The sequence below is a fragment of the Alteromonas sp. ABH4_454 genome (assembly GCF_056311775.1).
On sequence record NZ_CM149972.1, the window covers coordinates 2,058,401 to 2,071,533 of the forward strand.

The 13,133-nt window shown below is 44.0% G+C and carries 12 protein-coding genes and 1 pseudogene; 8 read left to right on the forward strand and 5 right to left on the reverse strand.

Annotated elements, in window-relative coordinates:
- The first annotated feature begins 82 nt into the window (after positions 1-82).
- From ACYX4W_RS08965 to ACYX4W_RS08980, 4 genes are all read left to right on the forward strand, one after another.
- Positions 83-697: a transglycosylase SLT domain-containing protein gene (locus ACYX4W_RS08965; protein ID WP_476075320.1), complete on the forward strand. Its 615-nt coding sequence runs from the start codon at positions 83-85 to the stop codon at positions 695-697.
- Positions 698-1,036: 339 nt separating this feature from the next.
- Positions 1,037-1,495, forward strand: coding sequence for a hypothetical protein (locus ACYX4W_RS08970; protein WP_476054658.1), 459 nt, complete (start codon positions 1,037-1,039; stop codon positions 1,493-1,495).
- A 135-nt stretch (positions 1,496-1,630) separates the two neighbouring features.
- Entirely contained in the window at positions 1,631-2,032 is a 402-nt protein-coding gene (locus ACYX4W_RS08975) for a hypothetical protein (RefSeq protein WP_476075321.1), read from the forward strand.
- A 185-nt stretch (positions 2,033-2,217) separates the two neighbouring features.
- On the forward strand, positions 2,218-2,343 hold the full coding sequence (locus ACYX4W_RS08980; RefSeq protein ID WP_259462646.1) for a hypothetical protein: 126 nt from the start codon (positions 2,218-2,220) through the stop codon (positions 2,341-2,343).
- A 21-nt stretch (positions 2,344-2,364) separates the two neighbouring features.
- Here the strand turns inward: ACYX4W_RS08980 and smrB are convergent, their stop codons facing one another.
- On the reverse strand, positions 2,365-3,015 hold the full coding sequence (gene smrB, locus ACYX4W_RS08985; RefSeq protein ID WP_476075322.1) for an endonuclease SmrB: 651 nt from the start codon (positions 3,013-3,015) through the stop codon (positions 2,365-2,367).
- Between the two features lie 152 nt (positions 3,016-3,167).
- Between smrB and prmB the strand changes: the two genes are divergently transcribed.
- The 3 genes and pseudogenes from prmB (at position 3,168) to ACYX4W_RS09000 (ending at position 6,576) form a co-directional block, all read left to right on the forward strand.
- The gene (prmB, locus tag ACYX4W_RS08990) at positions 3,168-4,103 is read left to right on the forward strand and encodes a 50S ribosomal protein L3 N(5)-glutamine methyltransferase (protein ID WP_476075455.1); all 936 of its coding nucleotides are present in this window, start codon (positions 3,168-3,170) and stop codon (positions 4,101-4,103) included.
- 9 nt (positions 4,104-4,112) lie between these two features.
- Positions 4,113-5,210, forward strand: a complete 1,098-nt coding sequence (gene aroC / locus ACYX4W_RS08995; RefSeq protein ID WP_476075323.1) for a chorismate synthase — start codon at positions 4,113-4,115, stop codon at positions 5,208-5,210.
- Between the two features lie 150 nt (positions 5,211-5,360).
- Positions 5,361-6,576, forward strand: a pseudogene (locus ACYX4W_RS09000) (MFS transporter).
- A gap of 28 nt (positions 6,577-6,604) precedes the next feature.
- Here the strand turns inward: ACYX4W_RS09000 and ACYX4W_RS09005 are convergent.
- From ACYX4W_RS09005 to sodB, 4 genes are all read right to left on the reverse strand, one after another.
- Positions 6,605-8,152: a SpoVR family protein gene (locus ACYX4W_RS09005; RefSeq protein WP_476075324.1), complete on the reverse strand. Its 1,548-nt coding sequence runs from the start codon at positions 8,150-8,152 to the stop codon at positions 6,605-6,607.
- A gap of 1 nt (position 8,153) precedes the next feature.
- A complete protein-coding gene (locus ACYX4W_RS09010) occupies positions 8,154-9,440 on the reverse strand; it encodes a YeaH/YhbH family protein (RefSeq protein ID WP_474831327.1) in 1,287 nt (428 codons plus the stop codon).
- Positions 9,441-9,542: 102 nt separating this feature from the next.
- Entirely contained in the window at positions 9,543-11,465 is a 1,923-nt protein-coding gene (locus ACYX4W_RS09015; protein ID WP_476075325.1) for a PrkA family serine protein kinase, read from the reverse strand.
- A 240-nt stretch (positions 11,466-11,705) separates the two neighbouring features.
- Positions 11,706-12,287: a superoxide dismutase [Fe] gene (sodB, locus tag ACYX4W_RS09020; protein ID WP_025254504.1), complete on the reverse strand. Its 582-nt coding sequence runs from the start codon at positions 12,285-12,287 to the stop codon at positions 11,706-11,708.
- A 349-nt stretch (positions 12,288-12,636) separates the two neighbouring features.
- Between sodB and ACYX4W_RS09025 the strand changes: the two genes are divergently transcribed.
- Complete coding sequence (locus tag ACYX4W_RS09025; protein WP_136780857.1) at positions 12,637-12,987, forward strand: Grx4 family monothiol glutaredoxin; 351 nt, start codon at positions 12,637-12,639, stop codon at positions 12,985-12,987.
- Positions 12,988-13,133: the final 146 nt, after the last annotated feature.

The window sequence follows — 13,133 nt, forward strand, 5'->3', positions numbered from 1 at the left end:
GCATTAAAAGGTTCCAGGGAAACACACATTTTACTAGAACATTAGTTAAGACAAGCTATGAACCAAAAGTTCAAAAAACTGGTTGTTTTTTTATCAACTCTCATCGTTCTTTTTCCGCTGTTTATCGCTGGGTGCGCAACTACGCCTCCTAAAGACATCAGTAATTTGTGCGAAATATTCTACGAAAAGGACGATTGGTATGATGCAGACTGCTGACGCCAGAGATAAGTGGGGCGTGCCCATCCATGTGCCTATGGCCATGATGTACCAGGAAAGCTCTTTCCGTCACGATGCGCTACCACCTCGCGATTATGTGTTCTTCGGGCTTATTCCTTGGGGGCGTGTCAGTTCGGCGTATGGTTACTCACAGGCTAAAACGCCTACGTGGGCAGACTACATGCGCGAGACTGATAATAGTGGTGCGGATAGAGATGATTTTGAAGATGCCATCGACTTTATGGGGTGGTTTATTTACAAATCGCAAAAAGTGAACGGCATTTCTAAATGGGATGCTTACGCGCAATACCTAAACTATCACGAAGGATGGGGCGGCTATAAGCGCAGAAGCTATGACAGAAAACCTTGGCTCAAGAAGGTGGCGTCGAAAGTAAAAGCCCGTTCTTTGCGTTACGCGACACAACTGAAAACCTGCGAAGAAGATCTTCAAAAAGGTTGGTTTATGAAACTGTTTAGCTAGCTTTAAAAAGCGAATATTTATTTTGTGTTTAAGACGCGGCTTGTAAGTCGCGTTTTTTATGTCAGTAAGAGAATAGGTAGTAAAAGAAAAAATGAGGGATAGACGGGCGTCTACCCCTCAGCGACGCTAAGCCAAGACCGTTTTTTACCCAACGTCGAACAGGCATTTACAAGATAGTGTAAATGATAATGATTTGCAATAACTTTATGGTGTTATTTTTTACTTTCTTTAAATTACGCAGTTTTCTTGGTTAGTTTGCAGGCGCAATCTTAGATCCTACTTTATACTTTACTCACAACTAGCAATACTGCATTAGGTAAAAAGTAGCGACAGCAATTTATGGACAACGAAAAGTTTAGCGCACACGGCGATGTTAAGGCTCACTTCGTAGAGGACAGACGGATACTAACCATCGATCTCAACGGCCCTTTCAATTTAGAGTTTATCCGCAAATATCAACGTGTGGTGGGGGCAGAAAGAAGAAAGATTAATGTTCCTCGTTGGGCAAGCCTAGTTAATATTTACGGCTTGGCGCTTGCGCCCCTAGAAGGTACAGCAGATGCGCAACTGATAGTAGAGGAAGCTGTGGACTCAGGGCTTGTTGCCACCGCTGTAGTACTTCATGAACCAGAGGGACTCGCACTGCAGCAAAAGTTTTGGTCTAGAATTTACGATGCATCCACAATACCTTTCCAGTTTTTTAGTGAAACACCTAAAGCCTCAGAGTGGTTAAGCGAGAAAATTACTTCTGGCATGCGCACGAAGGGCGTTTATCAAAACAACAACATTATAAGGTAAAGGGTAAAGAGTACGAACAGTGCGAACTCATTCGTTTTCTCGGTTTCTATCTTTACAATCACTTCCTTTGCATTAAATGATCTAAGCATCACAACACTTCCTATCAATTCTATAAAGGCATAACAGGAGGTAGCCATGGTAGGAAGTCAGCATCAATATCGTTTTTTTAACGTTAATAACGTGCTATTTGATATCCCAAGCAGCGTATACGACGACAGAACGGTAGACGATTGGTTTGCGGCGATTGTTAGAGAAGGAAGAAAGAGAGAACATTGGGTAATATTCTCTATTCCAGATAAAAGTCTAACTGTCACCCATACAGCAGCAAAACAACTCTGTAGTCGATTACCCTATTTAAAATCTTACGGTTGCCTTGGCTTTTTGCTTTTAGCGACACACACTAACGCAAAGATTTTTCAACACAGTTTAAAATCTACGCCTTCTAACTTTGACATGAAAGTGAGTGAGTCGATGGAAACACTCTGTAGGACTGCTGAGTTGATGCTAGGTAATGAAAACGAGACTCAATATCTTTAACCGATTTGGGTCACGATAACACCAAATGAACTCGAGCGTTCGTGACGGTTCTAATAGTAAGGTGAATTTGACCTAGATCAAGCATACTAAAAGTTGCCGAAAGGCTAATTTTCACTATTGATCTAGATCACAATCGCTAACACCAGTCTCTTCTATTATGAACTTAGTTAAAGAGGAGACTTATTATGATGTGGACTATGATGAAAGACCCAGTGGTGTGGGGCTCACTATTAGGTATAGGCATTATTGTTGCGATGATGATGTACTACACCTATTTATTTATGCACAACAGTGCAGACGAAGATAAGTAGACTGCACTACGCAGCATTGCCCTATCGTTTGTTGTTTTGAAGCGGTATCTCAATAAGCACCAGTAGTGCAGCTTGTCCGCCGTATTCGAGAGGGGCTTGATGGAAAGCACGTACGTGTGGATGCTGGACTAAGTAATGGGGTAGGGCCGCTTTTAACACGCCCTGCCCAAAACCGTGCATGACGCAAACACAATCAATCAGTTCTTTTCTCGCCGTGTGAATAAGCGCCGCAAGCTCTGCTTTTGCTATTTCTCGGGTTAACCCATGCAAATCCAGTGTCATTTCGGGCGAGTAGTCGCCGCGACGTAACTGTTTCAAAATATGCGTAGATTCACCTTCCTGGCAAAAGCGCATAGGGCCTTCTTGAGGTAGTGCCGCTTGATACATGTCAGAAAAGTTGAAACTAGCTGCAAGTTGCTTGCTGTGTTTTAGATGTTTACCTTTTATTTGCTGTGACTTCCTAAATAACTCAACCTTTTTATCAGGCTCTACCTTATCTTGCGATATAGGTGTGACGCCCTGCATTGCATCTGCAAATGAAAAGGTTTCTTCCTCAGCGCTTGAGGACGTATTGCGCTTATTTGCGCCCTCTAGCCCAGTTCGCCCCGTAGGACGCTTTGGTTCAGCCAGTTGCTTTTTTAATGCTTTGAGTTCTTTTTTAAAGGTTTTCATCAAATATAGCTTTGGTAAATAAACACAAGTTTAATAATTCAAAACGCCTAAATTATAACGAATAGAAAGATTCCGTACGTAGTTAATTATGTGAATCGCTATGAAGTTTGGGTATGATACCAGCTTTGAAATTTTTGATGTACCCAAACGCCATGACCGATAAGTTTTACCTTGAAGAAGCCATTGAAGATCTGCATACCCTGTTAGATATGACACGATGGGCAACCAGCCGTTTTAACGATGCGGCTTTGTACTTTGGTCATGGTACTGATAATGCGTGGGACGAAGCGACTAGCCTCGTTATGCAGGCACTGCATTTACCTCATCCTATCTTAGATCAGGCTGGCGATAACATTCTTAGCTCACGCTTGACCAAAAGTGAACGTGAAAAAATTGCCGAGCTTGTTTTAAAGCGCGTACAAACTCGCATGCCGTTGCCTTATATTACAAACGAGGCCTGGTTTTGCGGTATGCCATTTTACGTGGATGAACGTGTGCTTATTCCACGTTCGCCATTTGCCGAGCTTATTCAAAACGAATTTGCGCCTTTTGTTGAGTCAGCGCCAAATACTATTCTCGACATGTGCACAGGCGGTGCGTGTATCGCTATTGCACTTGCTCATGCATACCCTGAAGCCCAAGTGGATGCCGTTGATATTAGTACGGATGCACTAGAGGTGGCCGACATCAATATTCAGGAACACGGTCTTAGTCATCGCGTTTATCCCATTCAGTCAGATTTGTTTTCTAGCTTAGAAGGGCAGAAATACGACCTGATCGTTTCTAATCCGCCTTATGTTGACGCGGAAGACATGGCTGACTTACCTGAAGAGTATCATCACGAGCCAGAACTTGCGCTCGCCGCAGGCGACGACGGTTTAGACCTCGTGGACATTATGCTTAAAGATGCGCCAAACTACCTTAATGATGGCGGCTGGCTGTTCGTAGAAGTAGGTAATAGTGAAGTGCACATGAATGAAAGGTTTCCTGGCTTAGAAGTCATTTGGTTAGAGTTTGAAAATGGCGGTTCAGGTATTTTCGCCGTTAAGAAAGACACACTAGTACAGTATTTTAGTAGTAAGGATTAATAGTTAATTATGTCAGGTAACAGCTTCGGAAAACTTTTCACTGTAACCACGTTTGGTGAAAGCCACGGCATTGCAATTGGCGGTGTAGTAGACGGTTGTCCTCCAGGGCTTGAGATCACAGAAGAAGATCTTCAGGTGGATTTAGACAGACGCAAACCAGGCACTTCGCGCTATACCACAGCGCGAAGAGAAGACGACGAAGTACAAATTCTATCTGGCGTATTTGAAGGCAAGACGACAGGCACAAGCATTGGTTTGTTGATTAAAAATAAAGATCAGCGAAGCCAAGATTACGGCAATATTAAAGACCGCTTCCGCCCAGGTCATGCTGACTATACCTATGACCAAAAATACGGTAGCCGTGACTATCGCGGTGGTGGACGTTCATCAGCCCGCGAAACAGCTATTCGCGTAGCCGCTGGCGGTATTGCGAAGAAGTACCTGAAAGAAGTGCACGGTATTGAGGTGTTGGGTTATTTGTCTCAGCTTGGCCCTGTTAGCGTTGATAAGGTGGATCACAGCGTCACCAATACCAACCCGTTTTTTTGCCCAGATGAGTCTAAGTTAGATGCGCTGGACGAATACATGCGTGACCTTAAAAAATCTGGTGACAGTATTGGCGCAAAAGTATCTGTGGTAGCGAAGAATGTGCCCGTTGGCCTTGGCGAGCCTGTTTTTGATAGACTGGATGCTGAAATTGCCCACGCTATGATGGGAATTAACGCCGTGAAAGGCGTTGAAATTGGCGACGGTTTTGATGTTATAAACCAAAAAGGTAGTGAACATCGCGATACGCTAACGCCCGATGGTTTCTCTTCAAACCATGCAGGTGGAGTATTAGGCGGCATTTCTACTGGTCAGGATATAGAAGTGCACATGGCACTTAAACCGACCTCGAGCATTTCGGTACCGGGTAAAACTATCAATAAAGACAATGAAGAGATTGATATAGTAACCAAAGGACGTCACGACCCGTGCGTAGGTATTCGTGCTGTACCCATTGCTGAAGCCATGCTGGCACTGGTATTGATGGACCACTTGCTGCGTCACCGTGCGCAAAATACGGGCGTGCTGTCGACGACTAAGCCGATTGCAGGTCAGGCATAGGGTATAAATCGAAACACCGCAATCTTAAAATCACCACATTCACGCGGTTTACAAATCCGCGCAGCACTAAAAACATGCTGCGCCAATAAATTTTATTATTCGCCACTACCCGTTTTGCGCTAGTGGCGTTTTTGCATATGGAGATGTGAATTGTCATCTAATGGTCTAAACCACGCCAAAAGCGCTGATCCAAGCGCAAAAAGTAGCAAAACTGCGCTCTTTATCCTTGCTGTTACCTATTGGCTATACTTCGGGCAACTTGGCGTACTTGTTCCATACTTGGGGATCTTTCTCGATGGGCGAGGCTTTTCTTCTGCCGAAATTGGTGAGCTTTTTGCCGTCATTACCCTAGCGCGTATTCTAGGCCCTGGCTTGTGGGCAGGGGTTGCTGATAAAACGGGAAACGCTATAGGCGTCATGCGTTTAGGCTGCTTGCTCACCGTACTGACTTTCAGTTCGGTGTTTTACTTCACCAGTTTTTGGGGGCTTACGCTGGCGTTCGGTCTAATGATGATGTTTTGGACAGCCGTATTACCTCAGCTTGAAGTCATCACTATGAATACAGTGGCGAAAACCAAGGCTACCTATGGGCAAATAAGGCTATGGGGGAGCGTTGGATTTATTTGCTTGACGGTAGGAGTGGGTAAGGCCCTAGATATTTTTTCTACTGATACCCCTGTGCATGCCAGTGTTGGTGTACTAGCGCTTTTATTTATAAGTACCTTGTTTATACGCGCGCCGAAAGAAGCTGCGCCTGAATCGTCTACGGCGGGCAGTATTTGGAAATACGCCAAAAAAACCTTTCGCCATCTTTATATTCGCTTCAGCGTGCTTGCAAATTAGCTTCGGCGCGTATTACGGCTTTTTTGCCCTTTACATGCGAGACCTTGATTACAGCGGACAACAAACCGGCATATTTATCGCGCTGGGGGTACTTGCTGAAGTGGGGATATTTCTTGTTGCCCGCAGGCTTATTAGTCAATTTGGCGTGTGGAATTTATTGTTTGTAAGTATCGCGCTCACAGGGCTACGTTGGTATGTGATGGCGGCATTTGCTGACAGCTTTATGGTGATCGTATTAAGCCAGCTTATTCATGCGTTAAGCTTTGGGTTAACCCATGCGGTATCGGTACACTTTATTCACCAGTTTTTACCTAAGGCGTATCACAGCCGAGGGCAAGCAGTGTACATTAGTGTAGCTTTTGGACTGGGTGGCGCATTGGGTAATTACATGGCGGGGCAGCAATGGCAGCAGGGCACTAACGCTTACGAGACTTTCGTCACTGCAGCGGTGTTTGCCGCAGTCGGCGCGCTGTCATTACTAATGTGTTCACGAAAAGAAATGGAAAGCGCACAAGCAGCTTAATACCTTTTTCTAAGGGCGTACCGCAGGCTTATCCCTGCGGTGCGCGTTTACACTCCGATATCACTTCAACGCCACTATCCCCATTATCTTGCTCTAAACGTACGTCGAATTTCCATAGCCTGTGCAAGTGACGCATGACTTCATCTTTAGACTCACCAAGCGGTATACCGCGCTGTGGAATATAGCGCAGAGTCAATGACCGGTCCCCACGCACATCAACGTTGTGTACTTGAATGTTGGGCTCTAAGTTACTCAAATTGTATTGAGCAGAAAGCTTTTCTTTAATAATTTGGTAACCCCGTTCATCGTGGATAGCACTGACTGCGATAAAGGGTTTAGCGGTATCATCTTCAAGGGCGAATAATTTAAAATCTCGAATCACTTTTGGCGATAAAAACTGACTGATAAAGCTCTCGTCTTTAAAGTTTTGCATAGCGAAATGCACGGTTTCCAGCCAGTCCTTACCCGCAATACTTGGCAAATATTTAAAGTCTTCCTCAGTAGGCGACTGACATACCCGCTTAATATCCATGAACATGGAAAAGCCAAGAGCATACGGGTTTATGCCAGAATAATAAGGGCTGTTGTATTCAGGCTGCATCACTACACTTGAATGACTGTGCAAGAACTCCATCATAAAGCGGTCGCTAACTAAGCCCTCGTCATACATTTCATTGAGAATATGGTAATGCCAGAAACAAGCCCACCCTTCGTTCATCACTTGGGTTTGTTTCTGCGGATAAAAATACTGTGAGACTTTGCGTACAATACGCACAATCTCCCGCTGCCAGGGTTCAAGTAATGGAGCGTTTTTCTCAATAAAATAGAGCAGATTTTCCTGGGGCTCTTGTGGAAAACGAATTTTTTCTTTGTGCTTGCTGTGCGGGCTATCGGGCAAGGTGCGCCAAAGCTCATTCACTTGCGATTGAAGGTAGGCTTCCCGCTCTTCCTGCCTGTTTTTTTCTTCTTGTAGCGAAATCTTCTGCGGGCGTTTGTATCGGTCAACGCCATAATTCATAAGCGCGTGGCATGAGTCGAGCATGTTTTCGACCTCGTCATAGCCGTACTTCTGTTCGCATTTGGCAATGTAGTTTTTAGCAAATACCAGGTAGTCGATGATAGAGTTGGCATCGGTCCAGGTTTTAAATAAGTAATTACCTTTGAAAAACGAATTGTGCCCGTAGCAGGCATGGGCCATCACCAGCGCTTGCATGGTAATGGTGTTCTCTTCCATTAAATACGCAATGCAGGGGTCAGAGTTAATAACAATTTCGTAAGCCAAGCCCATTTGCCCGCGACGATATTGTTGCTCGGTTTGAATAAACTTTTTGCCAAAGCTCCAGTGCGTGTAATTAAGCGGCATACCTATACTGGCGTAGGCATCCATCATTTGCTCTGCGGTAATGACTTCAATTTGATTAGGGTAGGTGTCTAGCTTAAACTTTTTAGCGATGCGATCGATGTGCTGCTCGTACTCTTCGATAAGCGGAAATGTCCAGTCGGGCCCATCGCTTAGCAAATGTCGTTTTGATGATTTAGCCTTGCTGTTTTCTGTTGCGATAGCGTCGGTTGTCATATTAGGCTCCTTGCTGCGCATCTTGCTCAGAGCGTTTGAATAGCTCTCTGAACACAGGATAGATGTCGGCCTGGGTTTGTATGTGCTTACATACAAAATTATCGTGAGTGGCGGCGACTTTCTCGTATTCACGCCACAAGCTTTGATGTTGCCTTTCTGTTATTTCGATATAGGCATAATAGCGGGTGGCCGGCAGCAGTTTAGTGGTAAGCAAATCGCGGCATTGTGGCGAATCGTCAGCCCAGTTATCGCCGTCAGACGCCTGTGCTGCATAGATATTCCAGTCTCCATCGCTATAGCGCTCACGCACTACTTCATCCATTAGTTTCAAGGCACTTGAAACAATAGTGCCGCCAGTTTCTTGAGAATAGAAAAACTCCTGCTCGTCTACTTCTTTAGCCTGAGTGTGATGGCGAATGTATACCACGTCTACGTTTTCGTAAGTGCGACTTAAAAATAGATAAAGCAAAATATAGAAGCGTTTTGCCATTTCTTTAGTGGCTTGGTCCATAGAGCCAGACACATCCATTAAACAAAACATCACCGCTTTACTTGAAGGAAGCGGGCGCTTGTCGTAGTTTTTAAAGCGTAAATCAAACGTGTCGATAAAAGGCACTCGAGCTATTTTGGCTTTAAGTGCTTCAATTTCTTCTTTTAGTGCATTAATAGCCAGCGTATTGTCATGCTTGTCTTCTACAAGCAGTACCAGTTTTTCTTCAAGCTCTTTGAGTTTCTTTCTATCACTTCCACTTAGGGCAATACGCCTTGCTACAGAACCTTTGAGCGAGCGAACAATATCAAGGTTACTCGGTACGCCGTCGGTCTGATAACCTGCGCGGTAGGTTTCGAATTGGGTGACTTTGTCGAACTGATTTTTCTTTAAATTTGGAAGCGCTAAATCTTCAAATAGTAAGTCTAAATATTCGTCTTTGGATATTGAAAATACGAACTCGTCTTGCCCTTCACCCTCGTTGCTAGCGTCGCCTTCACCTGCGCCTTTACCACCGCCACCAGGCGGTCTGTCAATTTTATCTCCTGCGGTGAATTGGTCGTTACCTGGGTGGACAATATCTCTGCTGCCACCTCGCCCGGTATGAAAAATAGGTTCAGAAATATCTCTGGCTGGAATGCTAATTTGCTCACCAGAATCTAGGTCGGTAACAGAACGTTTTCCCACTGCATCAGATACAGCGCGCTTTATCTGCTGTTTGTAACGCTTGATAAAGCGCTGGCGGTTTACCGTACTCTTGCCTTTACTGTTTAACCTTCGGTCTATGAAATGCGCCATACACACCTGCTTGAGTTGTTGTGAACCACAAGTACCGGTATTAAAGCGCGCTTAGCGCACGCTTTAATACCCTATACGTTCTAGAAGCTTCTAGCCTTTAAGCTATGACGCTTTTCGCACGCGTAGGTACCATTCACAAAGCAAGCGAACTTGTTTTTGCGTGTAGCCTTTTTCGGTCATACGATTTACAAAGTCGTCGTGCTTTTTCTGCTCTTCTGCTGAGCCTTTGGTGTTAAAAGAAATAACGGGCAGTAAATCTTCCGTGTTAGAGAACATCTTCTTCTCAATGACGGTGCGAAGCTTCTCATAACTTGTCCATGCTGGATTTTTGCCGCCGTTATTTGCACGGGCTCTCAAAACAAAGTTAACGATTTCGTTACGGAAGTCTTTCGGGTTGCTAATCCCAGCGGGCTTCTCTGTTTTTTCTAACTCAGCATTAAGCGATGCTCTGTCAAACAGCTGCCCGGTTTCTGGGTCGCGATACTCTTGGTCTTGGATCCAGAAATCAGCATAAGTCACATAGCGGTCAAATAGGTTTTGCCCGTATTCAGAGTATGACTCTAAATAAGCGGTTTGAATTTCTTTGCCTATGAACTCCACATAGCGAGGGATTAGATAGCCTTTTAAAAACTCCAAATACTTATCAGCGGTTTCTTGGGGGAACTGTTCCCGCTCAATCTGACGTTCCAATACGTAGAATAAATGAACTGGATTCGCTGCCACTTCTTGATGATCGAAGTTAAACACGCGAGAGAGGATCTTAAAGGCAAAGCGGGTGGATAACCCCTCCATGCCCTCGTCGACACCTGCGTAATCTCTGTACTCTTGATAAGACTTCGCTTTCGGATCGGTGTCTTTTAAGCTTTCTCCGTCATAGACCCGCATCTTTGAAAACATGCTAGAGTTTTCAGGCTCTTTTAAACGGGATAGCACGGTAAACTGTGCTAAGCATTCCAAAGTGTCTGGTGCACAGGGAGCGCCACTGAGTTCACTGCTATCGAGTAATTTTTTATAAATGCGAATTTCTTCACTTACTCTTAAGCAGTAAGGGACTTTAACAATATAAACACGGTCTAAAAACGCTTCGTTGTTTTTGTTGTTTCTAAACGATTGCCACTCAGATTCATTAGAGTGTGCCAGTATTAATCCATCGAAGGGAAGGGCAGAGAAGCCCTCTGTCGGGTTGTAGTTACCCTCTTGTGTAGCAGTTAATAGGGGATGCAGCACCTTAATCGGTGCTTTGAACATCTCTACAAATTCCATTAAGCCTTGGTTGGCTTTACACAGGGACCCTGAATAACTGTAAGCGTCTGGGTCATTTTGTGCATACTGTTCTAGGCGGCGAATATCTACCTTACCCACAAGAGCCGAAATATCCTGGTTGTTCTCATCTCCCGGTTCGGTTTTAGCTATGCCCACTTGGTCAAGCACCGATGGATAAACCCGAACCACTTTGAACTTGGTAATATCACCATTGAACTCATGAAGGCGTTTGCGAGCCCATGGTGATATGATTGTTTTCAGATAGCGCTTAGGAATGCCATATTCTTTTTCTAATATGTCGCCATCTTCTTTGACATCGAATAGACAGAATGGATGATCATTCACTGGTGAGCCTTTAAGCATGTAAATAGGCACGTGCTGCATTAGCTCTTTAAGTCTTTCAGCCAGTGACGATTTACCGCCGCCAACAGGGCCGAGTAAATAAAGTATTTGTTTCTTCTCTTCAAGACCTTGTGCGGCATGCTTGAGGTAAGAGACGATTTGTTCAATGGCTTCTTCCATGCCATAGAATTCTGAAAAAGCTGGATAACGAGAAATGACGCGGTTGGAGAAAATGCGGCTTAGAGCCGGGTCGTTGGCAGTGTCGATTAGTTCTGGCTCACCGATGGCTTGTAACAAACGTTCTGCAGCGTTTGCGTAAGCACTTTGATCTTCCTTACAAATTTCAAGGAACTCCCCAATGGTGAACTCTTCCTGTTTTCGCTCTTCATAGCGACTTTGATAGTGTTCAAAAATACCCATGAATACCCCTTAAATACGGAACCCCGTAATTTCAGCTTAGTAGGTATTTGAGAAAAGGATAGTAATTATTGTGTATAGTTTTTAATCTTTTCGTCTAATGAAAAATGCAACTTTAATAAGAATTTAGTGTCTCTTAATGAAGCTTTTACATAAACAAAAGCCCCGCTGTAGAGCGGGGCTTTTCATTTGTTTTTTCAACGCTGTGTAGCACACAGTGTGCACTACAAAACGGCGTAAGGCTTACGCAAAGTTTTTGCTTGCGAATTCCCAGTTAACCAGTGCCCAGAAGTTTTCTAGGTACTTAGGACGCGCGTTACGGTAATCGATATAGTAAGCGTGCTCCCAAAGGTCAACAGTAAGTACTGGAGTTAGGTCGTCGCCAGAGATAGGTGTTTCAGCATTGCTAGTGTTAACAATGTCTAGGCTGCCATCAGCAGTTTTAACTAACCATGTCCAACTAGAGCCAAAGTTGTTAACTGCTTTGTCGTTAAACGCAGCTTGGAAGTCTGCGAATGAGCCCCATTTTGCGTTAATCGCGTCGGCTAGTGCGCCAGTTGGCTCACCGCCGCCGTTTGGACTTAGGCAGTGCCAGTAGAACGTGTGGTTCCAAACTTGCGCTGCGTTATTGAAAACACCGCCTTCAGAAGATTTAATGATTTCTTCTAGGCTTTTGTTTTCCATGTCAGTACCTTCAACTAGGCCGTTAAGCTTAGTTACATAAGTAGCGTGGTGCTTGCCATAGTGGTACTCAAGCGTTTCAGCAGAAATATGCGGTTCTAGTGCATTTTGTTCGTATGGTAATGCTGGTAGTTCAAAAGCCATGACGGTCTCCATGTTGGTTTAGTATTGTAGTCTAAAGCACACTTATCTTCGCCTGTTCAATAAGTGCCAGTCAACGCTTAGCTGACTATATCACTTTAGACGCTAAAGCATATCCCAGATGTGGGGATAAAGTCTTATAACTCAATGACAAAATTGTGAATTTTTTTTCAAAAACTATTTTGTGAAAATATAGAGCATGTTGTTATACAGGTACATAGCGATATAGCGAATGAAAAGATCAATTCAGTAATGGGTAATTAAAAGGGATTTTATGATACCCTTCGCCTTGATAAATCATACATGCATTCCCATCTTAGAGGGAATACACTTTTGTGCTCAGAGGAATCAAATGGATAATACTGAAAATCAATCAACGCTAGATAGAATCAAGCAGCAAATCGAAGAAAACCCAATTTTGTTGTATATGAAAGGTTCTCCTAAACTACCTAGCTGTGGCTTTTCTTCACAAGCATCACAAGCGTTGATGTCATGTGGCGAACCATTTGCTTATGTAGATATTCTACAAAACCCTGATATTCGTGCTGAACTACCTAAATACGCGAACTGGCCTACATTCCCACAGCTATGGGTAGAAGGAGAGCTTGTTGGTGGTTGCGATATTATCATCGAAATGTTCCAGCAAAACGAACTTCAGCCGCTTATCAAAGAGACAGCTGAAAAATACAAAGAAGAAGAGTAAATCTTTCGATTTGTAGCAGATTTCTGATATTTTAAATATCGATTAAAAAGCTGGCTTTATGCCAGCTTTTTTCATTAAAAACCGCCAAAAACGCCTCACTTTTATTCCCGTAAAAATTATATAGACAGGTCAGAAATCAAAATCCT